This window comes from Pseudomonas sp. ASL3 (assembly GCF_056680425.1).
Genome location: NZ_CM155281.1, coordinates 2,762,838 through 2,785,729, shown reverse-complemented (window position 1 = coordinate 2,785,729; position 22,892 = coordinate 2,762,838). Strand labels below are relative to the sequence as shown.

The 22,892-nt window shown below is 59.2% G+C and carries 21 protein-coding genes; 10 read left to right on the top strand and 11 right to left on the bottom strand.

The features are described 5' to 3' along the window. Positions 1-39 precede the first annotated feature (39 nt). The 5 genes from AC1MEE_RS12795 to AC1MEE_RS12775 form a co-directional block, all read right to left on the bottom strand. On the bottom strand, positions 40-1,374 hold the full coding sequence (locus AC1MEE_RS12795) for an MFS transporter (protein ID WP_480415691.1): 1,335 nt from the start codon (positions 1,372-1,374) through the stop codon (positions 40-42). 177 nt (positions 1,375-1,551) lie between these two features. Then, positions 1,552-2,790, bottom strand: coding sequence for a Zn-dependent hydrolase (locus tag AC1MEE_RS12790; protein WP_480415690.1), 1,239 nt, complete (start codon positions 2,788-2,790; stop codon positions 1,552-1,554). A 22-nt stretch (positions 2,791-2,812) separates the two neighbouring features. Then, entirely contained in the window at positions 2,813-3,742 is a 930-nt protein-coding gene (locus AC1MEE_RS12785) for a 2-hydroxyacid dehydrogenase (RefSeq protein WP_480415689.1), read from the bottom strand. Continuing rightward, positions 3,739-4,497 carry a class II aldolase/adducin family protein gene (locus tag AC1MEE_RS12780; protein ID WP_480415688.1) on the bottom strand — a complete coding sequence of 253 codons (759 nt, stop codon included), beginning with the start codon at positions 4,495-4,497 and terminating at the stop codon, positions 3,739-3,741. Before AC1MEE_RS12780 ends, AC1MEE_RS12785 begins: the two co-directional genes overlap by 4 nt. A gap of 12 nt (positions 4,498-4,509) precedes the next feature. Next, positions 4,510-5,805 (bottom strand): MFS transporter, encoded by a 1,296-nt coding sequence (locus AC1MEE_RS12775; protein WP_480415687.1) that lies wholly within the window; start codon positions 5,803-5,805, stop codon positions 4,510-4,512. A gap of 156 nt (positions 5,806-5,961) precedes the next feature. On the opposite strand from AC1MEE_RS12775, the gene AC1MEE_RS12770 reads away from it, so the two are divergent. Beyond that, positions 5,962-6,957, top strand: a complete 996-nt coding sequence (locus tag AC1MEE_RS12770; protein WP_480415686.1) for a LysR family transcriptional regulator — start codon at positions 5,962-5,964, stop codon at positions 6,955-6,957. Between the two features lie 36 nt (positions 6,958-6,993). Here the strand turns inward: AC1MEE_RS12770 and AC1MEE_RS12765 are convergent, their stop codons facing one another. Continuing rightward, the gene (locus AC1MEE_RS12765; RefSeq protein ID WP_480415685.1) at positions 6,994-7,626 is read right to left on the bottom strand and encodes a response regulator; all 633 of its coding nucleotides are present in this window, start codon (positions 7,624-7,626) and stop codon (positions 6,994-6,996) included. A 69-nt stretch (positions 7,627-7,695) separates the two neighbouring features. After that, positions 7,696-9,054 carry a cache domain-containing protein gene (locus AC1MEE_RS12760; protein WP_480415684.1) on the bottom strand — a complete coding sequence of 453 codons (1,359 nt, stop codon included), beginning with the start codon at positions 9,052-9,054 and terminating at the stop codon, positions 7,696-7,698. Positions 9,055-9,297: 243 nt separating this feature from the next. Here AC1MEE_RS12760 and AC1MEE_RS12755 point away from each other — a divergent pair, with 243 nt between their 5' ends. The 3 genes from AC1MEE_RS12755 to ltrA all read left to right on the top strand — a co-directional run bounded on the left by AC1MEE_RS12755 (position 9,298) and on the right by ltrA (position 13,496). Beyond that, entirely contained in the window at positions 9,298-11,355 is a 2,058-nt protein-coding gene (locus tag AC1MEE_RS12755) for a carbon starvation CstA family protein (protein WP_480415683.1), read from the top strand. A gap of 39 nt (positions 11,356-11,394) precedes the next feature. After that, complete coding sequence (locus AC1MEE_RS12750) at positions 11,395-11,598, top strand: YbdD/YjiX family protein (RefSeq protein WP_480415682.1); 204 nt, start codon at positions 11,395-11,397, stop codon at positions 11,596-11,598. Between the two features lie 614 nt (positions 11,599-12,212). Then, a complete protein-coding gene (gene ltrA, locus AC1MEE_RS12745) occupies positions 12,213-13,496 on the top strand; it encodes a group II intron reverse transcriptase/maturase (RefSeq protein WP_480412114.1) in 1,284 nt (427 codons plus the stop codon). A 459-nt stretch (positions 13,497-13,955) separates the two neighbouring features. Here ltrA and AC1MEE_RS12740 read toward each other — a convergent pair whose 3' ends face one another. Together AC1MEE_RS12740 and AC1MEE_RS12735 are read right to left on the bottom strand one after the other, a co-directional pair. After that, on the bottom strand, positions 13,956-14,675 hold the full coding sequence (locus tag AC1MEE_RS12740) for a glutathione binding-like protein (RefSeq protein WP_480415681.1): 720 nt from the start codon (positions 14,673-14,675) through the stop codon (positions 13,956-13,958). Then, on the bottom strand, positions 14,668-15,285 hold the full coding sequence (locus tag AC1MEE_RS12735; protein ID WP_480415680.1) for a TetR/AcrR family transcriptional regulator: 618 nt from the start codon (positions 15,283-15,285) through the stop codon (positions 14,668-14,670). The genes AC1MEE_RS12740 and AC1MEE_RS12735 overlap by 8 nt, the downstream gene beginning before the upstream one ends. Positions 15,286-15,485: 200 nt before the next feature. Here AC1MEE_RS12735 and AC1MEE_RS12730 point away from each other — a divergent pair, with 200 nt between their 5' ends. After that, positions 15,486-16,193: a glutathione S-transferase family protein gene (locus AC1MEE_RS12730; protein WP_480415679.1), complete on the top strand. Its 708-nt coding sequence runs from the start codon at positions 15,486-15,488 to the stop codon at positions 16,191-16,193. A gap of 171 nt (positions 16,194-16,364) precedes the next feature. Next, complete coding sequence (locus AC1MEE_RS12725; protein ID WP_480415678.1) at positions 16,365-16,790, top strand: 3-isopropylmalate dehydratase; 426 nt, start codon at positions 16,365-16,367, stop codon at positions 16,788-16,790. Between the two features lie 31 nt (positions 16,791-16,821). On the opposite strand, the gene cynS is transcribed toward AC1MEE_RS12725, so the two are convergent. Together cynS and AC1MEE_RS12715 are read right to left on the bottom strand one after the other, a co-directional pair. Then, positions 16,822-17,292 (bottom strand): cyanase, encoded by a 471-nt coding sequence (cynS, locus tag AC1MEE_RS12720; RefSeq protein WP_480415677.1) that lies wholly within the window; start codon positions 17,290-17,292, stop codon positions 16,822-16,824. Positions 17,293-17,347: 55 nt separating this feature from the next. Next, complete coding sequence (locus AC1MEE_RS12715; RefSeq protein WP_480415676.1) at positions 17,348-18,010, bottom strand: carbonic anhydrase; 663 nt, start codon at positions 18,008-18,010, stop codon at positions 17,348-17,350. Between the two features lie 331 nt (positions 18,011-18,341). On the opposite strand from AC1MEE_RS12715, the gene kdpF reads away from it, so the two are divergent. Genes kdpF through kdpC form a run of 4 tightly spaced genes read left to right on the top strand, consistent with a single transcriptional unit; the run spans position 18,342 to position 22,877 of the window. Beyond that, positions 18,342-18,434: a K(+)-transporting ATPase subunit F gene (gene kdpF / locus AC1MEE_RS12710; protein ID WP_480415675.1), complete on the top strand. Its 93-nt coding sequence runs from the start codon at positions 18,342-18,344 to the stop codon at positions 18,432-18,434. Continuing rightward, a complete protein-coding gene (gene kdpA, locus AC1MEE_RS12705) occupies positions 18,431-20,203 on the top strand; it encodes a potassium-transporting ATPase subunit KdpA (protein ID WP_480415674.1) in 1,773 nt (590 codons plus the stop codon). Before kdpF ends, kdpA begins: the two co-directional genes overlap by 4 nt. A 10-nt stretch (positions 20,204-20,213) precedes the next feature. Then, positions 20,214-22,292 (top strand): potassium-transporting ATPase subunit KdpB, encoded by a 2,079-nt coding sequence (kdpB, locus tag AC1MEE_RS12700; RefSeq protein ID WP_480415673.1) that lies wholly within the window; start codon positions 20,214-20,216, stop codon positions 22,290-22,292. Positions 22,293-22,304: 12 nt separating this feature from the next. Next, entirely contained in the window at positions 22,305-22,877 is a 573-nt protein-coding gene (gene kdpC / locus AC1MEE_RS12695; RefSeq protein ID WP_480415672.1) for a potassium-transporting ATPase subunit KdpC, read from the top strand. Positions 22,878-22,892 lie beyond the last annotated feature (15 nt).

Genomic DNA, 22,892 nt, shown 5'->3' with positions numbered 1-22,892 from the left:
GTCAAGTTCAGGTGTCGCTATTGTTGTTTTTGGGGGAACTCAGCTTTTGGGCGCCGATGCACCGCTCAAGTCGCGCTTGAAGGTTTCGGTCAGCATCAATAGAGCGATGAGCGAGATGAGCGCCGAACCGATCATGTACCAGGCCACCGAAGAGCCCTTGCCGGTCATCGCCAGCAGGGCGGTGGTCACGATGGGCGTCGCTGCGCTGCCTAACAGTCCGGAGAGCATGTAGGCCACCGACAGTCCGGAATAACGCACGCGAGTGCCGAACAGTTCGGCGAGAAAGGTTGCGATAGGCCCGTAGTTGGCGGCGAAGGCTGTCATCAGGAGGCCGTAGCCGAGCAATACCAGCGGCAATTCACGGGTGTCCATCAGCCAGAACATCGGGAAAGCGACCAGCGCTTCGCCGACAATGCCGGCAATGATCACTGGCTTGCGGCCGATGCGGTCGGACAGGGCGCCGAAGGCTGGCAATAGCACGATGCACAGCGCGCAAGAGGCCAGCACCACGCTGAGCATGACGGCGCGACTGAACCCCAGGGTTTGAGTGCCGTAGGTCAGACCGAAGGCGACGATAATGTTGAAGGAGGCACCGGTGGACATGGTCGCCACGCCGCCGAGCAAGACTTGCTTCCAGTATTTGCGAAAGACTTCGGCCAGCGGCAATTTGACCTGAACCTCAGATGCCTTGGCCTCGTTGAATGCAGGCGTCTCTGTGATGTTCAGGCGGATGTACAAACCGACTGCGATCAGCAATGCACTGGCCAGGAAGGGAATCCGCCAGCCCCAGGCAATCAGGTCCTCGGTAGACATCAGCCCGGAGATCGCGAGGAAGGCCAGGTTGGCGATCATGGTGCCGGCCGGCACGCCGATCTGCACCCATGAGCCATACAAACCACGCTTGTTGGCCGGAGCATGTTCGACGGCCATCAGCACCGCGCCGCCCCATTCCCCACCCAGCGCCAGGCCCTGGATGATACGCAGGGCCAGTAGCAGGATTGGCGCCCAGATACCGATGCTGGCGTAACTCGGCAACAGACCGATGGCAAACGTCGCCGCACCCATGGTCAGCAGTGAAATCAGCAACATCGATTTGCGTCCCAGCTTGTCGCCAAAATGGCCAAACAAAGCTGCACCGACGATACGTGCGCCGTAAGCCGACGCGAAGGTGCCGAACGCGAGCAGGGTGCCGATCAGGGCATCGAACGCGGGGAAAAAGATCTTGTTGAAAACCAGGGCAGAAGCCGTGGCGAAGACGAACAGGTCGTACCATTCCACCGTGGTACCGATGACGCTGGCCACGGCCACTTTTTTCATGTTGACGCTGGAAACGGCCGGAGTATTACCGACCTGGATGCACGCAGAACTGTTCATGCCTTTTATCTCCAAAGTGAGCATCAGGCTCAGCGGATTGATTTATTGGTTGGCAGTGTGGGTAAGGGTGGAGCTACCGCTGGGTCTCGGATTTATTGTTTTTCAGGCGCAAACGGGCCCTCTCTCTGAGGCCGCGCAGGTAGCACGGCCACAAAGATTCGGTTTTGCTTCGCTAGATCAGTCGGTTAAATGTTGCGCTCGCCGGAGTACCGCGTTCAGCAGTACGTCGCAGCCCATGCGCACATCCTCGGGGAATGCGTCTTCGGCTTCGTTGTGGCTCAGGCCTCCGACACAGGGGATGAAGACCATGGTGGTGGGGCAATGCCGGGCGAGGTGGATGGCATCGTGGCCGGCACCGCTGACGATGTCCTGATGCGGATACCCCAGGGCTTCGACCGCCGAGCGCACGGCCGCTACGCAATCAGCATCGAAAGGCGTTGCCGGGCTGAACCAGTGGCGATCGATTTCCAGGCTCAGGCCACGTCTTTGGGCCACGCTCTGCAGGCGTTCATGCACGGCTTGTTCCATGGCCGCGATCTGTTGGTCCTGATGGTGGCGCAGGTCGACGGTGAAGTTGACCTTGCCAGGGATGGTGTTGCGCGAGGACTTGGCGATGTTCAGTTGGCCAACGGTGACCAGCCCCTTGGGCGCAAAGTCCCGGGCGATTGCTTCGAGCACGGTGACCATTTCAGCCACGCCGAACAGCGCGTCCTTGCGCAGCGGCATCGGTGTGGTGCCGGCGTGGGCACTGACGCCGCCGACCTGTACGTCGAGCCAGCAAATTGCCTGGCCGCCCGTGACGACACCCACCGGCAGGCCGTTGTCTTCGAGGATCGGCCCTTGTTCGATGTGCGCTTCGAAATAGGCGTCGAAGGGACGCTGAAACGGCAGGTCACCACCGTGACCGATATCTGCCAGGGATTCGGCGACGCTGATGCCCGCAGCGTCACGTGAATCCAGTGCGGTTTGCAGGGGCAGAATGCCGGTGAACACCGCCGAACCGAACATGGCCGGCGTGAAGCGCGCACCTTCCTCGTTGGTCCACACCGCGATCTCGATGGGCTGACGGGTTTCGATGCCTTGGTCGTTGAGGCAGCGCACCACTTCCAGACCGCTCAGTACTCCGTAGATACCATCGAAACGGCCACCCTTGGGCTGAGTGTCAAGGTGGCTGCCCATGACGATCGGCGCCAGGCTCTCGTCCTGTCCTGCTCGACGGGCGAACAGGTTGCCGATGCCGTCGAAGGCGATACTCATGCCGGCTTCCCGGCACCAGGCCATGAACAACTCGCGACCGGCCAGATCTTCTTGGGAAAGCGCCAGTCGACAGTTGCCGCCGCGCTCGGTGGCGCCGATTTTGGCCATCTCCATCAGGCTGTCCCAGAGACGATCACCGTTGACTTTGGATACGTTCATCATTCACCTCTTGTCGCGTGTCTTAATAGCCCAGGGAAGTATCGACCGGGTTGTTCAGGGGCTTACCCAGCGCCAGAAGGCGTGTGTTTTCGGCAATCTGAAGGGCGATGCAATCGTGGGATGCCGCCGACGCCATGTGCGGTGTGACGATGACGCCGGGCATGCTCCACAGGCGATCGTCAAGCGGCAACGGCTCACGCTCGAACACGTCCAGCACCGCACCGCGCAACTGGCCGCAGACCAGCGCCTGCAGCAGATCGTCGACCTGCACATGTTGGCCGCGGCCGCAGTTGACCACGACCGCGCCTTGCGCCAGGGACTGGAAGGTTTCGCTGCAGAGAATCCCCCGGGTGGCCGGGGTCAGGGGCAACAGATTGATCAACAGGTCGAGGCCGTCGAGAAAACCGCTGAACTGTGCGTTGCCACTGTGGCAGGCAACACCAGGTAGATTTTTCGCACTGCGAGCCCAGCCGCGAACGCTGTATCCGGCAGTCGCCAGATCGCAGGCAATCGATGCACCCAGAGAACCCAGTCCCATCACGCCGACCTTGAAGTCTTTGGCCTGCAGTTGCAGCGGACGTTGCCAGTGATGATCGCGCTGTTGCCGCAGGACCTGATCGAATCCGCGGTGATAGTGGATCACCGACCAACGCACGTACTCGGTCATGCCCTGGCGGTGAGCGGGGTCGACCACGCGACAGATCGGCAGGTCCGGGCAGCTGGGGTCGGTATGCAGATGATCGACACCGGCCGCGACCGAATGCACCAGTTTAAGATTGGGCAATGCGCCAAGACTGTTCGCCGGAGGAAACCAGCAAGCGGCGACTTGGGCCTGGCTCGCGTCGGGGTCGCTGGCCAGTACCACATGCATGTCCGGCGCCGCGCGGGCAAATGCTGCTTGCAGTTGGCCAAGCAGGACCGTGTCGGACGACAACAGGACGATGGTGTTCATGAGCAGTAGGACTCGCGCTGGTCTTCAATCAACGTCAGCGCAGCGTTCCAGCTGAGGTCTATGATTTCCTCGGCTTCGTCGCGGCCAAACTGTTCGGCGGTATGCAGGCACACCTCCTCGCTCGGATAGAGCAGCTTGCTTGCCCCGGCCAGCGCCTGGACCTGGGCCTGACAGGCACGCTCGAGAAAGTGGATCTCGTGGAACGCTTCGGCGACGCCGCCACCGGCGGCCAGCAGGCCGTGGTTACGCAGGATCATCGCCTTGTGCGGCCCCAGGTCGGCGATCAGTCGCTCGCGTTCGTCCAGCGACAACGCGATACCTTCATACGTGTGGTAAGCCAATTTGCCGTAGAACTTCAGGGCGTGCTGGCTGATCGGCAGCAAACCTTGCTCTTGAGCGGCCACCGCCATCCCTGCCGCCGTGTGGGTGTGGATCACACAATTGAGGTCCGGGCGAGCCATGTGGATGGCCGAATGGATGACAAAACCTGCCGCATTGACGCGAGTCACTGCGCTGGCTCCACCCACTACCTGACCATGCTGATTGATACGCACCAGGTCGCTGGCTTTCATCCGGTCGAAGATGATGCCGTAGCGATTGATCAGGAAGTGATGCTCCGGGCCGGGAATGCGCAGGGTGATATGGGTATCGATCAAGTCGGTCATGCGAAAGTGCGCGACCAACCGATACAGGGCCGCCAGTTCGCAGCGCGCCTGCCATTCTACGGGATCGATATTATTCTCGGGTTTGAACATGTGAGCTCCTTGTTAAAGCGCAGGATGAGCGATGGCGGACGTTTCCCCACGCAGACGGGCGAGGCCGCAGACCCCGATCAGCGACAGGGTTGCCAACAAACTGAAGAAGATCGCCAATGGCAGCCATTGGCCGGCGAAACGACTGGCCAGCAGGGTGCCGATAATCGGTGTCGAGCCACCGGCGATGGCACAGATCAATTGATAGGCCATGGAGATGCCCGAGTAGCGCAGGTGGGCAGGGAAGGCTTGAGCCATATAGCCGGCGATCACCGCATAAAGCCCGGACAGGGTTACCACGGCCATCGCGATGCCCAGGGTCATCAGCACAATATTCTGTGTGCCGACCAGCACGAACATCGGGTAGGGCACCGCGATGCAGAGCAGGGCGGCCAGCTTGAGGAAGCGGCCTTCGCCTATGCGCTCGGCCAGCAATGCACTGATCGGTTGCGAAATGAACTGCAGCACCGTGACCACGAACAGACAGTCGAGAATGGTCGACCGTGGAATGCCCTGATACTGAGTGACGTAGGTAATCATGAAGGTGCTGGTGAAGAAAAATCCGGCCGAGCCGATGGTCACCGCTGCCGCTGCAAAGAGGATCTGCCGCCAGCAAGTACGGATGACTTCCAGCACTGGGTATTTGACGGTTTCACCCTTTTGCGCGACGTCCTTGAATTCGGGTGACTCCTGCACGCCAAAACGGATCGCCAACCCGATCATCATCAGCACGCCGCTGGCAAGGAACGGCAGACGCCAGCCCCATTGCGCGAATTGCTCGGGCTCGAGGGACGTCACCAGACGAAAGGCGATCAAGGCCAACAGCAAGCCAGCCGGACTGCCCAGTTGGGCGAACGAGGCGTAGAAGGTTTTACGGTTGGCCGGTGCATGCTCGCTGGCCATCAGTACTGCGCCGCCCCATTCACCGCCCACCGAGATACCTTGAACAATGCGCAGTGCGATTAAGCCGATGGGTGCCCAGATACCGGCACTGGCGTAGCTGGGCAACAGGCCGATGGACAGGGTCGCCAGGCCCATCAGCAGCATGGTGAACAGCAGCATTTTCTTGCGTCCCAGGCGATCACCCAGGTGGCCGAACACCATCCCGGCCAGAGGTCTGGCGATAAAGCCCACGGCAAAGGAGCCGAAGGCCGCCAGCGTACTCAGCGCAGGGTCGCTGTTGGGAAAGAAAACCTGGCCAAGGATCAGCGCTGCTGCGGTGGCATAAATATAGAAGTCGTAGAACTCGATAGTGGTGCCAATAAAGGCGGCCGCCGCCGCTCGACGTGGCTGGCTGGTATGAGTACGCATGCAAGGCCCTTTTATTTTGGAATTCTGGCAGGGTTTAAGGCGATTAACGGGACGCTCTGTGGCGCTTCCATGCTTTATCGCGCACGGCCTATAATTAATCAATTTGCTAATACTTATCTAAAGAATTAGCAGCGCTAATAATGAGAACGTGACGGTATGCAAGAGCTGGAAAAAGACTTGGCAAAGGACAAGTGGGCAGGGCGCCGTTTCCTCAATGACCGACTGGACTGGAACCTGCTGCGGACCTACCTCGCGATCGGCCAGGAAGGCAGTATCAGCCGCGCCGCTGCCCGACTGTTCATCACACAATCGGCGGTCAGTCAGTCGCTCAAGCGGCTTGAGGAGCAGTTGGATTGCGCGCTGATATCACGCAAGGGGCCGCGTTTCGACCTGACCCAGGCCGGCGAGGAAGTCTTGCGGATTGCAGGCGAGATCTATGGCAACGTATCGCGCCTGGGCAGTGCCATCGAGGGGCCGCAGGATGATGTGGTCGGCAAGGTCAGGCTGTTGTCGATCAGCCAGGTGCAATCGGCAATCTATGATGAGTTCCTTACAGCGTTTCACCTGAGCCACCCCCGCGTCGAACTGGAGATCGAGGTGCTGCGCAGCTCGGATATTCTCAGTTCACTGATGCAGAAGACGGCCACTGTCGGTGTTGGCCTGTGTCGCTTTCCCCAGGCGAAGCTGGAACGCCGCCTCCTGATGCGCCAGCGCTATGCATTTTTCTGCGGTAAGCGTCATCGGCTGTTCGGTCAGCGAAAGCTGCCTTTGGAAACCTTGCAAGGGGAGAACTTTGTCAGTTTCACCAGCGATCAGATCGGCGGCAATCTTTCACCGCTGACGGTTTTTCGCGACCAGCAGGGTTTCACCGGCAAAATCGTCGCCTCATCCTCGAGTTTCGAGGAAATCCGCAGGTTGATCATCGCCGGGTATGGCATCGGTTGCCTGCCCGAACACCTGCTCGATACCGATCTGTACAACGGATTGCTCTGGCGATTACCGCCAGCAGAGGGTGTCGTGGATGTGGATGTGCATTTGATGTGGAACCGGGAGCAAAAGATGACCCGTGCGGAGAAGATTTTTCTAGAGGGCTTTCAGCAGGCCATTGCTGACGTGAGTCAACAGGACAACGACGCTGCTGACCCCGCATAGTTCATTGGCGCTTTGACGCTGGATGACAGCGCCGGATCAATGGGGTAACAGGCCATGCTCCATCGCGTACTTGACCAGCCCCGCGGGTTTGTCGACGTTTAGTTTGCGCCTGATGCTCAATCGATGGGTTTCAACGGTACGCACGCTGATGTCGAGTTCCCGGGCGATGGTTTTGTTGTTCAGGCCTTGCGCCAGGCCGATCAGGACCTGGCTTTCCCGTGGCGTGAGTTCGGTTTCGTCGGGTTTTCGGGTGGCCAGTTTGAGCGCCACTTCGGCGCTGTAAAAGGTTCCTCCCGTCGCGATCGCTTCGATAGCCGCCACGAGTTCCCTGGACGGTGCGTTTTTCAGCACATAGCCGCTGGCACCTGCCCGAATGGAGGTGGCGATGTACTCATGGTTGTCGTACATGCTCAGGATCAGAATTTTGATGCTCGGGTATTGAATGCGCAGCAGTTTGGTCAACTCCAGGCCGTTCATCTCCTTCAAGCCGATATCGACCAGCAAAATATCGGGCGAAACCCGGCCGCACAGGTCGAGCGCTTCCGGCCCATCCTCCGCTTCGCCGACCACGTCGAACAAAGGACTGACGGCGAGCAGTGCGCGTATGCCGTCACGCACCAACGCATGATCGTCCACCAAGGCAACACGGATGGGGTATGAGGTGTTCATGATCGCGCTCTGGTCACTTTTTGGGATTATTTTTTGGAGGGCTGCTTTTTTCGGATCGTTGTCTGGACACTACACGACTGTACGAAGTCGGCTGGGCAGCGTCACGATCAGTTCGCTTCTGCCAGGGACCGAGGACAGGCTGAATTGGCCATTGAAGTGATCGACCCGTTCCCTGATGTTGCGCAGACCAATGCCGCCTTGTATCTCTTCGAGCCGATTGATCTTGAAGCCGACGCCATCGTCGCACACCGACAATCTCACCTGGGCCGAGTCGCTCTCCAGGTCAATGTATACGCTCTTCGCCTTGGCGTGACGTTCGATATTGGTCAGCGCCTCCTGCAGGATTCTGAACAGCGCCACAGGGGCACCGTCCACCAGTTGGCAGTCGCCGAGGTTGTTCTCGTAGTGAATGGTCAAACCGCTGCGCAGCTCGAACTCCGCCACCAATTGAGTGACGGCAGCGGCAAGCCCCAAGGTGTCGAGCAGTGAAGGGCGCAGGTCATGTGAGATGCTGCGAACCTCGCCTATGGCGTCTGCCAGCCTGTCGATTCCCTTATGCAGGATATCCAGGCCTTTGTCGCGGCCGGCTTCCAGTTCGAGGCCGGCCAGTTCGAACTGAAACTTGATGGAAACCAGCACCTGGCTGATACCGTCGTGCAGTTCGCGCGAGAGCCGTGATCGCTCTTCCTCCTGAAGATTCACTATGCGCTGAGTCAAACCCTGGAGCTTTTTATCGGCCAGGCGATGTTCGCTGGCGTTCAAGGTCAGCCCGCAGGCGAAGACCAGCAACACGGCGATGAGGGCCACGATACCGATGGCGAGCATGGTGGTGTGGATGCCCCTGGCCACTTCCTCACGTGCCTGTTGAGTGGCGCGCTCGACGTCCTCGAGATAAATCCCGGTGCCCAGCATCCATCCCCAGCGGTCGAGCATCACCACATAGGCGAGTTTGTCGGTGACTTGTCCGGTGGAGGGTTTTTCCCAGGCGTAATGCTGAAATCCATCGCCGGACTGAGCGCTGTTCAACAGCGCCTGAATCACCGGCAAACCATGGGGATCGGTCATGCTCCACAAGTCCCTGCCCACCAAGTCGGCTTGCCGAGGGTGCATCAGGTTGCGGCCGTTATGGTCGTAAACGAAGAAATAGCCGTTTATGCCAAAACTCAGTTTTTCAAGTTCCTTCAGCACTTGTTGCTTGGTGTGCTCATCGTCCAGACCGCTTTTATACAGAGGCGCCAGCGAGCTCATGGCCATTTCTACGTAGTTCTTTAGCTCGGCACGCTTGCTCGCCAGAATGCTGTCTTCGATCAGTTGTGCCTGTTGTTCACCCAGCCGCTGGTTCTGAAAGATGACCAATGCACTGATGACCGCGACGGCCAATATCAGGGGCAGGATGCCGAGTGCGACGATCTTGTATTTGAGTTGCATGGCGAGTGAATCCAGGCTGGCGGGCTTGCCTACATAGGGCTAGCCACGAATTGTTGAACGGCTTTTCGGCACATGGTAGCCGTGTGCAGCGGCAATTGACCCACGTAGTTCTACGTAGAGCGCCTAGTAGTATTGCGCATGTTTATACCCACGTTCTGCGCGGATAGTAGCGGGGCCCGTCTTACAGGGCACAACAATAACAATTATCGCCGCAGGGCCAAGGTCCTCGGCAGGAGAGCCACAATGACTCGACTGACCAAACATCTTGCTTGGTTTGCCGTTGCCTGCTTGGGGGCAATTGCGTTGGGTGTCGTCGCGCTGCGCCGCGGTGAAGCCATCAATGCACTCTGGATCGTGGTTGCCGCCGTCGCGATCTATCTGGTTGCCTACCGCTACTACAGTCTGTTTATCGCCACTAAAGTGATGCAACTGGACCCTAATCGCGCCACCCCTGCGGTACTCAATAACGATGGTCTGGACTATGTGCCGACCAACAAACATATTCTTTTCGGTCACCACTTCGCTGCCATCGCTGGCGCCGGCCCTCTGGTCGGCCCTGTGCTGGCTGCGCAGATGGGTTACCTGCCCGGTACACTCTGGCTGATTGCCGGTGTGGTATTTGCCGGTGCGGTGCAGGACTTCATGATCCTGTTCCTGTCCACCCGTCGCAACGGTCGCTCCTTGGGCGAGATGGTGCGTGAGGAGATGGGCAAGGTGCCGGGCACCATCGCCCTGTTCGGTTGCTTCCTGATCATGATCATCATCCTCGCGGTGCTGGCGCTGATCGTGGTCAAGGCCCTGGCGGATAGCCCATGGGGCATGTTCACGGTGCTGGCTACGATCCCGCTCGCGATGTTCATGGGCATCTACATGCGCTACATCCGCCCGGGTCGGATTGGCGAGATCTCGGTAATCGGTGTCGTTCTGCTGCTGGCGTCGATCTGGTTCGGCGGGCAAATCGCTGCCGATCCGGTCTGGGCAAAAGCCTTCACCTTCACTGGCGTGCAAATCACCTGGATGCTGGTGGGCTACGGCTTCGTCGCTGCGGTATTGCCGGTCTGGCTGCTGCTGGCACCGCGGGATTATCTGTCCACTTTCCTGAAAATCGGCACCATCGTCGCCTTGGCGATTGGCATCCTGATCATTGCGCCTGAGCTGAAAATGCCGGCCTTGACCCAGTTCACCGACGGTACGGGTCCGGTCTGGAAGGGCTCACTGTTCCCGTTCCTGTTCATCACCATCGCCTGCGGTGCGGTGTCTGGCTTCCACTCGTTGATCGCTTCGGGCACCACGCCGAAGCTGCTCGATAGCGAAGCCAACTCGCGTTACATCGGTTACGGCGCGATGCTCATGGAGTCCTTCGTGGCGATCATGGCCATGGTTGCGGCTTCGGTCATCGATCCGGGCGTGTACTTCGCCATGAACAGCCCGGCAGCGATTGTCGGTGGTGACGTGGTTTCGGTGGCGCAAACGGTCAGCAGTTGGGGCTTCGTGATCACGCCAGATGCGTTGATCGCAGTGGCCAAAGACATCGGCGAAACCACCGTGTTGGCCCGTGCCGGCGGTGCACCGACCTTAGCCGTGGGTATCGCGCAGATCCTGCACCAGGTGCTGCCGGGCAAAGACACCATGGCGTTCTGGTACCACTTCGCGATTCTGTTCGAGGCGCTGTTCATCCTGACGGCGGTGGACGCGGGCACCCGTGCCGGTCGTTTCATGCTCCAGGATTTGCTCGGCACCTTCGTCCCGGCGCTCAAGCGTACGGAGTCGTGGACGGCTAACCTGATCGCGACTGGCGGTTGCGTGGCGATGTGGGGTTACTTGCTCTATCAAGGCGTGATCGACCCACTGGGCGGGATCAACACCTTGTGGCCGCTGTTCGGTATCTCCAACCAGATGCTCGCCGGCATCGCGCTGATGCTCGCCACCGTCGTGCTGATCAAAATGAAACGCCAACGTTATATCTGGGTCACCTTGCTGCCAGCGGTGTGGCTGCTGATCTGCACCACCATGGCGGGCTACATCAAGCTGTTCGATCCGAGCCCTGCGGTGGGTTTCCTCGCACTGGCGAGTAAATACCGCACAGCACTGGACGCGGGTCAGGTCCTGGCCCCGGCCAAGACTATCGATCAGATGCAACATGTGATCTTCAATGCCTACACCAACGCGACCTTGACTGCGCTGTTCCTGTTCGTGGTGTTCAGCATCATGTTCTATGCGATCAAGGTCGGTGTGGCGGCTTGGGGCACTAAAGAGCGTACGGATAAAGAGGCGCCGTTCCAGGCGTTGCCGGAAGCATGATGAGCCCGGGTTCAACTGGCCTCAATGGAGGAGCTGCCTATGTTCAATGACCTGAGTCGCCTCGGGAAATACCTCGGTCAGGCCGCGCGCCTGATGGTGGGCATGCCTGACTACGACAACTACGTCGAACATATGCAGATCAAGCATCCGGACAAGCCGTTGATGACCTACGAGGCGTTCTTTCGTGAGCGTCAGGAAGCTCGATACGGCGGTGGCAACGGACAATCTCCACGCTGCTGCTGATCGGCTGCATTGATCGACCCAACGCGCCACGCTTAGTCGTGGCGCGTTGCATTTGCAGGGAATGGCTCGATGCGGTGTGTCAGACACGGCCCTTTCGCGAATAAATTCGCTCCCAGTGTGCCCGGCATGGGCCAAAACCAGCCATCTGAAAGCGATGGCCAGACTAAGTGACGACAACTGTAGCGAAACGCAAGGTGGACGCCGTGAGGCCAAGCTGAAAGAAGCGCGTAGCAAAGGCACGACCGTAGGAACACGAACAGGCAGCGAGGCTGGATGCGGGCGATTAGTGTGCTGGGAACCACGAAATCCGACTGTCACCGAAAGACGCATTCAGTAGAGCCTGACGGCACGGGCCGATGGTTTTGGCACCTTACCCGGGGAGATCTCGCACACGTCAGTGAGCGAGAAGTCAGCAGAGGCCGTAGTAGCGAAGATGAGCGGTAATGCGCTTGGAGCAAAGGGCCGAAGGATAAACAACACCCGTAATGGACTTCTTACATTGAGCCAGAGCTCTTTGAAACCGAACCCGGAAAAGTGCAGTGACACCGACGGGTTGGCCGGACATGAATGCCCGGGTGGATTCCCGGAGAACGCATGAAAGGAAAGAGCGAGTGATGTGTCAGACGGAACAGGAAACTGGAGACGTGTTGAGCGAAATCAGCGTGGAGCAGGTTGTCGAGGCTGACAACATGCGCCGTGCGTTCAAGAAAGTCCGGGCCAACAAAGGTGCGCCCGGGGTTGACGGTATTAGCACTGAAGACCTCGAAGCGCACTTGGTCAAGCATTGGCCGGGCATCAAGGAAAAGCTTCTGGCCGGGAGCTACCAGCCCGGTCCGATCAGGGGTAAAACGATCGGCAAACCCCAAGGCGGAGAACGGCTGCTGGGGATTCCCAACACGCAGGATCGAGTGATCCAGCAAGCGGTAAGCCAGCAACTGACGAAGCTTTGGGACGGTGGTTTCAGTGAGCACAGCTACGGGTTCAGGCCCGGGCGCAGCAACCTTGACGCGATCAGGGCGGCGAAAGACTTCGTGCTCAGCGGCAAGACCTGGGTTGTCGATGTGGACATTGAAGCGTTCTTTGACGAGGTCAATCACGACCGACTCATGACGCGCATCACCCGCGACATCCGGGACAAGCGGCTGAACAAGTATCTGGCGTCGAACCTGCGTGCGGACATGGTCCTGAACGGCCAACGGCACAAACGCATGGCGGGCGTACCGCAAGGTGGTCCGCTGAGTCCGCTGCTGGCCAATCTGTATCTGGACCCGCTGGACAAGGAGCTGGAAGCTCGAGGGCTGAGCTTCTGTCGCTATGCAGACGACCTGATGATATTTGTCGAAAGCGAGCGCAGCGCAGAGCGAATACTGGAAAGCATCGTGGCGTGGATCGAGAAACACCTGAAGCTGAAGGTCAATGCCAGCAAGAGCGGCACGGGTCGTCCTTGGGAACGCGATTTTCTGGGTTATCTGATCGACGAGGAAGGCAACAATCACCTGTCGGGCAGGACGGTCAAACGATACCGCAAACGCGTTCGTGAATGTTGGTCAGCCAGACAGGGACTCACCTCCCGGGAACTGGTTGAGCAATGGAGAGGTTATCTTCTTGGCTGGTTTGGTTATTTCCGGCTGGCCACGGAGCGAAACTTCACGCAGCTCTCACAATGGACGCGGCGCCACATGCGCAAGTGCTTTTGGCAGCGGTGGCATAACCGCAAGGGTCGTATGGCCCAACTGCTGAAGATGGGCATCTCGAAACGAGGGCTTGCGCGAGTGAGTTTTCACGACGGAGCTTGGAAAGCGGCGGCACATCCGGCCATGCACCAAGCCTTGAACAACAAACGCTTGAAGCAATATGGCCTGATCACCGCGCAGGATCTCGCCTCAGCACAATGCTGAGCAGTCCAACCGCCGGATGCGGAAAACCGCACGTCCGGTGGTGTGGGAGGGGTAACGGGCTAGTCCCGTTACCTCGACCCGATCAGAGGATCTCTGCCAGCCACAGATTGATGAATCGACCCCGAACCCTGTGGGAGCGAATTCATTCGCGAAGGCGTCGGTACATCCGGCATCGTCGGCGCCAGACAGACCGTATTCGCGAACAAGACTGCGCGTCCCGGTTGCTCCCACAGAGGGTCCGCCAGCCACAGATTGATGAATCGACCCCGAACCCTGTGGGAGCGAATTCATTCGCGAAGGCGTCGTTACATCCAGCATCGTCGGCGTCAGACAGACCATATTCGCGAACAAGTTCGCTTGTACAGAGGATCTCTGCCAGCCACAGATTGATGAATCGACCCCGAACCCTGTGGGAGCGAATTTATTCGCGAAGAGGCCAGCCCTGTCAGTAAAGCTCCCTCAGGCATGCCGTGGGTCTGTGGAGCGGGTTTGCACAGCGGTTTGCCCAAACAGGATCTTCTTGCCTTCCTCGGTCACGGCGGGGCGGTTGGCGAAAGGTTCGGCTTTGGCATACGCCCGTATCGTCGCCGGTCGCGCTTGCATGGCTTCGAACCAGCGACGCAGGTTCGGGAAATCGTCCAGGTTCTGCTGCTGACGTTCCCACGGAACAATCCAGGGGTAAGACGCCATGTCGGCGATGGTGTACTGCTCGCCGGCAATGAACTCACGCCCGGCCAGCCGACGATCGAGCACGCCGTAGAGACGGTTGGTTTCGTTGACATAGCGATTGATCGCATATGGAATCTTTTCCGGCGCGTAGAGGCCGAAATGATGGTTTTGCCCGGCCATGGGCCCAAGGCCGCCCATTTGCCAGAACAGCCATTCAGTCACGGTCTTGCGGCCGCGAACGTCTTTGGGCAGAAAAAGCCCGGTCTTCTCGGCCAGGTACAGGAGAATCGCGCCGGACTCGAAAACCGTCACGGGCTCGCCGCCATCGGCAGGTTCAGTGTCGATGATGGCGGGCATTCTGTTGTTGGGCGAGAAGGCCAGAAAGTCCGGATTGAACTGATCGCCCGCACTGATATCGACAGGGTGGAGGGTGTAATCCAGACCGGCATCTTCCAGAAACATTGTGATTTTGTGGCCGTTGGGTGTTGGCCAGTAATAGAGCTCAATCATCGGTGATTTTTTCCTGTGCAGGGCTGTGGCTGTCGAGTAGCGCAAAGGCCGGGCGCACCAGGCCTTCCAATAAATCTCGCTCTGGCCGTGCGCGGGCGAGGACACGAATGCCCAACAGAATCCCCAGCAGCAGGCGGGCCAGGTCTTCGGCAGGCTGCGCGGCGGAAATGGCTCCGCTCTGCTGACCGGCCGTTACGCAACGGCGAAAAAAAGCTTCGATCTGGATCAGGACGTCAGCAATGACGCGTTGGAACTCCGGGTCATGGGGCGCGACTTCGAGCGCTGCGTTCACCAGCATGCAGCCTTTGCGCTGTGGATCACCCAGGGAGCGCTCGATGATCTCATCGAAGAACGCAGCAAGCGCCTGGCGTGGTGGCAAATGCTCTTCGAGGCGGTTGACGCGATCCATGGAGCTGCGCTCGACGTAGTGATCCAGCGCACGCTGATAGAGCGAACGCTTGTCGCCAAAGGCGTTATACAGACTGGCGCCAGTGATCCCCATGTTCTGGGCAAGATCACGAATCGATGTGGCCTCGTACCCGCGCGCCCAGAAGCATTGAACGGCCGCATCGAGTACCGCTATCTCATCGAATTCTCTTGGCCGAGCCATCAGGCTTTTCCTCACAGTCAGGGCGACGAAGGCGTTGCCCCTTTTTTCGTTCCGCTCTATTCTAAATCAGTCGTTCTAAAATGCAACGGCGAGGCATTGAAGGTACCGCGAGCGGCAAATTTCGCGATCAGTGTGATCGTTGTCGAGCGGTGGATGCCTGCGTGAAATTTCCCTCACACATCTCACGAGAGCTGAACCCCATGATCCGCTTCTATTTCAACCTCGCACCTAACCCGGCCAAGGTCGCGCTCTTGCTTGAAGAGGTGGGCCTTGCCTACGAGGCCGTGCCCGTCGACACGAGCAAAGGCGAGCAACACACCCCCGAATTTCGCGCTATCAATCCAAATGGCAAGGTGCCGGCAATCGTCGACACCGAGGGGCCGGGCGGAGTCGAGGTCAGCGTATTCGATTCGAGCGCGATCCTGCTTTACCTGGGCGAAAAAACCGGGCAGTTCATGGGCTCGCCAGCGGATCGGCCGGAGTTGCTGTCGTGGCTGTTTTTCATCGGAACGGGCCTGGGCCCTTTCTCAGGCCAGGCCGTGCATTTCCAATACGCAGCACCCGAAGGCAACCTGTATGCGGTGAACCGCTATCGGCGTGAAATTGAGCGGCACTATCGGGTTCTGGATGATCGCCTCGCCGGACGCGACTACATCGTCGGCGATGACTACACAATCGTCGACATGTCAGCCTGGGGTTGGCTGGATCGAGCGTCCCGCGTGATGAAAGGCGAAGCCGATCCATTGGCTCCCTTTGCCAACCTCAAGCGCTGGTTCCAGGCGATCGATGCTCGCCCGGCGGTGATTCGAGCGCGAGCCGTCGGAAAGGATCATGACTTCAAGAAGGAGCTGGATGAGCAGGCGCGGCGCGCGCTTTTCCCTTCGAATTACCCGCAAAGCACGGATTGAATGACGTCCCTCTGCTCGAACTGATTCCGCGCTTTTAGCGAGCTGGCAGGCCTTCTAGGAAGGTCTGCTGTGCTAAATGCTGTACTCAGGCCGGGGCGCGAAGGCCGTATCGACGAAATCAGCTACAGTTCCCCGAGGATCCCCACCGATCATCCGCCCAAGGAAACCTCGATGCAATTGATCTGTTTAGCACTTCCCTTACTGGCGCTGGTGGGTTGTTCATCCCATAGCGGTTCCCCTGACAACGTCACCCAAGTCCCAGCGGAGCGCCTGCTGGCCTATCAGCAGCCTGTCGAAGGTGGTGGCCAGATCGTGGTGAGCCGCGACATTAGTATGCTCGGCGGCGGTTGCTACATGGCCCTTCTGATTGATCGTAAAGTCGCCGCGCGTATCGGCATCGGTGAGGAGGCCCGCTTCCAGGTGCCACAGGGCGCCCGTACCGTCGGCATCGGCCTCGATGAACAGGATGACTCACTCTGCAACAAGGGAGGGTTGCACCGTGAACTGGCGGTTCAGATGGCAGGCGGTGAGAGCCAGCATTTCCGCATCGTCAGCGAGTCTAAAAACGGCTTTGCGATTCGGCCAGAAGCACATTAATGCCCCAGCCGGACCGCGAGCCGTTATCGACTTAGAACGGTTTGAACGGCAAGAACTTGCCATCCAATGTAATGACCGCACGGGAGCCGCCTTCCGGGTCTTCGACTTTCTTGATGTCGAGTTTGAAGTTGATCGCACTGATGATGCCGTCGCCAAACTGCTCATGAACGATGGCTTTCAGGGTGGTGCCGTAGATCTGGATCATTTCGTAAAAGCGATAGATCGTCGGGTCGGTCGGAATGCCACCGGGGATGCTGCCGCGCACCGGAATGATTTGCAGCCGGGCGACGGCGTCGGCATCCAGTTCCAGGCGTTCGCCGATCAGCTTTGCAGCGTTTTCTGGCAGCGGATGTTGGCCGAGCAGGGCGGCGGTCACGTAGGCCAGGCTCAGGCCGGTGCCGTCGGTGAGGTCCTGCCATGACAGGTTCTTGCGCGCTTTACTCGCGAGGATGTCGGTGGTCAGGGCCAGGCTTGGATCTTGGTAAGCGTGAGTCTGTTGCATGGGGGTAACTCCAGTGAGGTAAGTAATAAGCTAAGTAAGTTAAGTCAGGAAAAGGTTAAGCGGCTGCAGTCATGGTTTTGGAGCGATTGGCGCAAGTGAAGGGGTGTTCGGCCAGAGAAACGAACTGGTGGGTATCGCCGTCCAGTGTGTCGACCGAGCCGCTTTCGATGTCGTAGACCCAACCGTGCAGATTCAGCTGCCCTTGTTGCTGGGCCAGTCTTACGCTGGGGTGCGTCTGGATGTTGGCCAATTGGGCAATCACGTTTTCACGCACCATCGAACTCAGCCGCGCCGCATCGGAGGCATGTGAGCGAGACGCGTTGATGACCTTCGCCGAGTCGGCGTGCCGCAGCCAGCTGGCGACGGCGGGCAAGTGATCCATGCATGTGCAACTGGAGAGGGCGGTCATCGCTCCGCAATCCGAGTGCCCGCAGACCACGATGTCGGTGACACCCAGGACGGCGACGGCGTACTCGACGGTGGCGGAAACACCACCTGGCTCAGGACCGTAGGAGGGGACAATGTTGCCGGCGTTGCGGATGACGAACAGTTCGCCGGGTTCTTGCTGAGTCAGCAGTTCGGGGACGACCCGGCTGTCTGAGCAGGTGATGAACAATGTGCCCGGGTGTTGCGTGGTGGACAAATGTTTGAACAGGTCGGTGCGTTGTGGAAACACGTCTTTCTGAAATTTGAGAAACCCGTCGATAAGCGCTTTCATGCTGAGGTACCTGGTCGGTTGCTGTGGAACCCATAGTGGTTCGCTTCAGCTATAACGTCCAAGACCCATAAATAATACAAACTATAAGTTCAGCCTATAGGTCGCGCTCAACAGCGCAGGCAACTAGATGGGCTCTATCTCTGTTCCGTCTTTTCGAGATCTTTATCCAGCGGCTGATAATCTTTGCAACATCTTGATAGTCGAGTCACTAGCATTGTCCCATCACAGGAGGAATCGTGATGGACCTTGTCTTTCTAGGGCTCAGTGCGCTGTGCTTCGTAACCGTAGTGGGTTTGGCCCATGGTTGTGCCGCGCTGAACAGGAGGCGCCCATGAGTGGCTTCTACTTCTTGGGCGGACTGGTGGCGCTCGGGTTGCTGGTCTACCTCATCGCCGCGCTGCTGTTTCCGGAGGACTTCCTATGACGATCCAGGCCTGGACGTTACTGGTCGTCTATCTCTTGGTGCTGGTTGCGTTGGCGTGGCCGCTCGCGAGTTGGCTCACCACGGTGGTGGAGGGCCGATTCACCTTTGGCTCACGCATCGAGGCCCCCCTCTATCGCCTCGCGGGTGTCAAGGCTGACGCCGAAATGGGTTGGCTTCAGTACGTGCTCGGGTTGTTGCTGTTCAACATTCTCGGGCTGCTGGCCGTCTATGCGCTGCAACGGCTGCAGGCTTTCCTTCCCCTCAATCCGCAGGGCTTTGGCGCCGTCAGTCCCGATTCGTCGTTCAACACAGCGGCCAGTTTCGTCACTAATACTGACTGGCAGGGCTATGGCGGCGAGTCAACGATGAGCTACCTGACCCAGATGCTCGCGCTGACGGTGCAGAATTTTCTGTCTGCGGCCACGGGCATTGTGGTCGTGATAGCCCTGATCCGTGGTTTCGCCCGCCACAGCGCGGCCAGTATCGGCAATCTTTGGGCTGATCTCACCCGTGTCACCGTGTGGGTCTTGCTGCCGCTGTCGTTGATACTCGGGCTGTTCTTTGTGAGTCAGGGCGTGATCCAGAATTTCGATCCCTACAAGGAAGTAACGACGCTTGAGGTGATGCAATACCAATCGCCCAAGCTCGACGCTGCTGGCCTGCCGGTGATGGATGCACAAGGCAACCCGGTCATGCAGGACCATACGAGCAACACGCAAACGCTGGCGATGGGACCTGTGGCGTCACAAGAAGCGATCAAAATGCTCGGTACCAACGGCGGCGGTTTCTTCAACGCCAACTCGGCGCATCCCTACGAGAACCCGACTGCACTGACGAACTTCTTTCAGATGATCGCCATCTTCCTGATCCCGACGGCGTTGTGTTTCGTGTTCGGTCGCGTTGTGGGTGATCAGCGCCAGGGTTGGGCAGTACTGGCGGCGATGACAATCATTTTTGTCATCGCGGTTATGGCGGTCACCCATTACGAACAGCTCGGCAATCCGCAGCTCTCTGCGCTGGGCGTCGATGCTTCCGCTGGCAACATGGAAGGTAAGGAACTGCGCTTCGGCATCGCAGGGTCGAGCTTGTTTGCCGCCATCACTACGGCGGCTTCGTGCGGGGCGGTTAACGCCATGCATGATTCATTTATGCCGCTCGGTGGCGCCGTTCCACTGGTACTGATGCAACTCGGCGAGGTGGTGTTCGGCGGTGTGGGCTCTGGCCTGTACGGCATGCTGGTGTTTGCCATTCTCGCGGTGTTCATTGCGGGTCTGATGATTGGCCGTACACCGGAGTATCTGGGCAAGAAAATCGAGGCTTACGAGATGAAAATGGTGTCCATCGCCATCCTCGTGACGCCGCTTCTGGTGCTGTTTGGCACAGCTATCACCGTGATGGCTGACGCTGGTCGGATCGGCGTCGCCAACCCCGGTGCCCATGGGTTCTCCGAAATCCTTTATGCCTTTACCTCGGCCGCCAACAATAACGGCAGTGCCTTCGCCGGTCTGTCAGCCAACACGCCTTTCTACAATACGATGCTCGCGATCGCCAGCTGGTTTGGTCGCTTCGGCGTCATCGTACCGGTACTCGCGATAGCGGGCAGTCTTGCGGCCAAGAAACGACTGGCCGTGACGGCCGGGACGATGCCCACGCATGGTGTGCTGTTTGTCGTTCTGCTGATCGGCACCGTTTTGCTGGTCGGCTTGCTGAACTACGTGCCGGCGCTTGCGCTGGGACCCGTCGTCGAACACCTCGTATTGTTCAAGTGAGTCCAGGAACATGAAACGGAAAGCGTTCTCTTTGTTCGACCCAACCTTGGCCAGACCCGCCATCGTCGACTCCTTTCGCAAACTCAACCCCAAGGTGCAGTGGCGCAACCCGGTGATGTTCGTCGTCTACGTCGGCGCGATCCTCACCACAGGCTTGTGGGTTCAGGGGCTCAGCGGCAAGGGCGAGGCAAGCAGCAGCTTCATCCTCGCGGTGACCTTATGGCTGTGGTTCACCCTGCTGTTCGCTAATTTTGCCGAGGCCCTTGCCGAAGGTCGCAGCAAGGCTCAGGCAGCTTCCCTGCGTGCCCTCAAAAAGGAAAGTTGGGCCAAAAAACTGCTTGAACCCCACTATGGCGCGCAATGGCAGCTGGCTCAGTCCAGCGGTCTGTGCAAGGGTGACGTGGTGGTCGTCGAAGCGGGTGATCTTGGCGATTCGCTGATCCCCGCCGATGGAGACGTTATTGAGGGCGCAGCGTCGGTGGACGAGTCCGCGATCACCGGCGAATCAGCACCGGTCATCCGCGAATCCGGCGGCGATTTCTCTGCGGTGACCGGCGGCACGCGAGTACTTTCTGACTGGATTGTCATACGCGTCACGGCGAACCCTGGCGAAACCTTCGTCGACCGCATGATCGCGATGGTCGAGAACGCCAAGCGGCAGAAGACCCCGAACGAAATCGCGTTATCGATCTTGCTGGTTGCACTGACCATCGTGTTTCTCGGCGTCACGGTCACCTTGCTGCCGTACTCGCTGTACGGCGTCGAGGTGGCGAAGTCCGGATCACCGATCTCGATCACCGTTCTGGTCGCGCTGCTCGTGTGCCTCATTCCCACGACCATTGCCGGCCTGCTGTCGGCAGTCGGTGTGGCAGGCATGAGCCGTATGATGGAAGCCAATGTGATCGCCACCTCGGGGCGGGCTGTGGAGGCCGCTGGCGATGTGGATGTGTTGCTGCTCGACAAGACCGGCACCATCACCCTCGGCAATCGCCAGGCATCGGCCTTCCTGCCGGCGCCGGGCGTCAAGGAATCGGAACTGGCCGACGTTGCGCAACTCGCCTCGCTTGCCGATGAAACCCCCGAGGGACGCAGCATCGTCGTGCTGGCCAAGCAGCGGTTCAACCTGCGCGAGCGCGACATCCACACGCTCGGTGCGCACTTTGTTCACTTCTCGGCGCAGACGCGTATGAGCGGCGTCGACATGGCATCTCGGCAGATACGCAAGGGCGCGGCCGAAGCGATCCATAAACATATCGAGACCCTCGGAGGCAATTTTCCGGAGAAAGTGCAAGCCCTCGTCGAAGACGTTGCCCGTCGTGGCAGTACACCGCTGGTGGTGGCGGATGGCACCAAGGTACTCGGTGTCATCGAACTCAAGGACATCGTCAAGGGCGGCATCAAGGAACGATTTGCCGAACTGCGGCGCATGGGGATCAAGACCGTGATGGTGACCGGTGACAACCGGCTCACCGCAGCGGCGATCGCCGCGGAGGCGGGGGTTGACGACTTCCTGGCCGAAGCGACGCCCGAGGACAAACTGCGACTGATCCGCAGCCACCAAAGCGAAGGTCGGCTGGTCGCGATGACCGGCGACGGCACCAACGATGCGCCCGCGCTGGCTCAGGCCGACGTCGCGGTGGCGATGAACTCGGGTACCCAGGCCGCCAAAGAGGCCGGCAACATGGTCGACCTCGATAGCAACCCGACCAAGTTGATCGAGGTGGTGGAAACCGGCAAGCAGATGCTGATGACCCGCGGCTCGTTGACAACCTTCTCGATTGCCAACGACATCGCGAAGTACTTCGCGATCATACCGGCGGCCTTCGTCACCACCTACCCGCAGCTCTCCGCACTCAACATCATGGGGCTCAGCAGCCCAAACTCAGCGGTTTTGTCTGCGGTGATCTTCAATGCACTGATCATCATTTTTTTGATTCCGTTGGCGTTGAAAGGGGTCAAGTATCGCGCGGTCGGTGCAGCATCGCTGTTGCGCCGGAACCTGTTGGTCTACGGACTGGGCGGCGTGATTGTGCCGTTCATTGGAATAAAACTGATCGACATGACCTTGTCGGTTGTCGGTCTGACGTGAAGGAGCGCTCATATGTCATCCTTGCTCCGTCCAGCGTTAACGCTGCTGATCGTCCTCTCTCTGATCACCGGCGTGGCCTACCCACTGGCCATGACTGGCATCGCCAGGCTGGTGTTTCCCCAACAGGCTGCGGGCAGCCTGATCCTGAAGGACGGCAAGCCGGTCGGCTCTATGCTGATCGGCCAGGCCTTCAGTGATCCCAAGTATTTCTGGAGCCGTCCTTCCGCCACCAGCCCTATGCCTTACAACGCAAGTTCCTCGGGTGGGTCGAATCTGGGCCCCTTGAACCCGGCACTGGCCGACGCCGTCAAGGGCCGAATCGCAGCGCTGCGCGCTGGTGACCCCGGTAACAGCGCGACGGTGCCTGCCGATCTGGTCTACAGTTCGGCCAGTGGACTCGACCCGCATATCAGCGTGGCGGCGGCCGACTATCAGGCGGGTCGGGTTGCTCGGGCGCGCAACCTGCCGCTCGAGCGGGTGCACGCACTGATTGTCGAACACTCCGAAGGCCCGCTGCTCGGATTTCTGGGTGAGCCTCGGGTCAATGTCCTGGCGTTGAACCTGGCACTCGACACGACACGCTGAGAGCCAAACTCGTAC

Bases quoted from the DNA above. Each gene is read 5' to 3' on its own strand.
- cynS (WP_480415677.1), bottom strand. From the start codon at position 17,292: ATGCAACAGACTCACGCTTACCAAGATCCAAGCCTGGCCCTGACCACC.
- AC1MEE_RS12760 (WP_480415684.1), bottom strand. From the start codon at position 9,054: ATGCAACTCAAATACAAGATCGTCGCACTCGGCATCCTGCCCCTGATA.
- AC1MEE_RS12755 (WP_480415683.1), top strand. From the start codon at position 9,298: ATGACTCGACTGACCAAACATCTTGCTTGGTTTGCCGTTGCCTGCTTG.
- AC1MEE_RS12780 (WP_480415688.1), bottom strand. From the start codon at position 4,497: ATGTTCAAACCCGAGAATAATATCGATCCCGTAGAATGGCAGGCGCGC.
- AC1MEE_RS12790 (WP_480415690.1), bottom strand. From the start codon at position 2,790: ATGAACGTATCCAAAGTCAACGGTGATCGTCTCTGGGACAGCCTGATG.
- AC1MEE_RS12715 (WP_480415676.1), bottom strand. From the start codon at position 18,010: ATGAAAGCGCTTATCGACGGGTTTCTCAAATTTCAGAAAGACGTGTTT.
- AC1MEE_RS12735 (WP_480415680.1), bottom strand. From the start codon at position 15,285: ATGGCTCGGCCAAGAGAATTCGATGAGATAGCGGTACTCGATGCGGCC.
- AC1MEE_RS12770 (WP_480415686.1), top strand. From the start codon at position 5,962: ATGCAAGAGCTGGAAAAAGACTTGGCAAAGGACAAGTGGGCAGGGCGC.
- AC1MEE_RS12725 (WP_480415678.1), top strand. From the start codon at position 16,365: ATGCAATTGATCTGTTTAGCACTTCCCTTACTGGCGCTGGTGGGTTGT.
- kdpF (WP_480415675.1), top strand. From the start codon at position 18,342: ATGAGTGGCTTCTACTTCTTGGGCGGACTGGTGGCGCTCGGGTTGCTG.
- kdpA (WP_480415674.1), top strand. From the start codon at position 18,431: ATGACGATCCAGGCCTGGACGTTACTGGTCGTCTATCTCTTGGTGCTG.
- AC1MEE_RS12785 (WP_480415689.1), bottom strand. From the start codon at position 3,742: ATGAACACCATCGTCCTGTTGTCGTCCGACACGGTCCTGCTTGGCCAA.
- AC1MEE_RS12775 (WP_480415687.1), bottom strand. From the start codon at position 5,805: ATGCGTACTCATACCAGCCAGCCACGTCGAGCGGCGGCGGCCGCCTTT.
- AC1MEE_RS12765 (WP_480415685.1), bottom strand. From the start codon at position 7,626: ATGAACACCTCATACCCCATCCGTGTTGCCTTGGTGGACGATCATGCG.
- AC1MEE_RS12740 (WP_480415681.1), bottom strand. From the start codon at position 14,675: ATGATTGAGCTCTATTACTGGCCAACACCCAACGGCCACAAAATCACA.
- AC1MEE_RS12795 (WP_480415691.1), bottom strand. From the start codon at position 1,374: ATGAACAGTTCTGCGTGCATCCAGGTCGGTAATACTCCGGCCGTTTCC.
- AC1MEE_RS12750 (WP_480415682.1), top strand. From the start codon at position 11,395: ATGTTCAATGACCTGAGTCGCCTCGGGAAATACCTCGGTCAGGCCGCG.
- AC1MEE_RS12730 (WP_480415679.1), top strand. From the start codon at position 15,486: ATGATCCGCTTCTATTTCAACCTCGCACCTAACCCGGCCAAGGTCGCG.
- kdpC (WP_480415672.1), top strand. From the start codon at position 22,305: ATGTCATCCTTGCTCCGTCCAGCGTTAACGCTGCTGATCGTCCTCTCT.
- kdpB (WP_480415673.1), top strand. From the start codon at position 20,214: ATGAAACGGAAAGCGTTCTCTTTGTTCGACCCAACCTTGGCCAGACCC.
- ltrA (WP_480412114.1), top strand. From the start codon at position 12,213: ATGTGTCAGACGGAACAGGAAACTGGAGACGTGTTGAGCGAAATCAGC.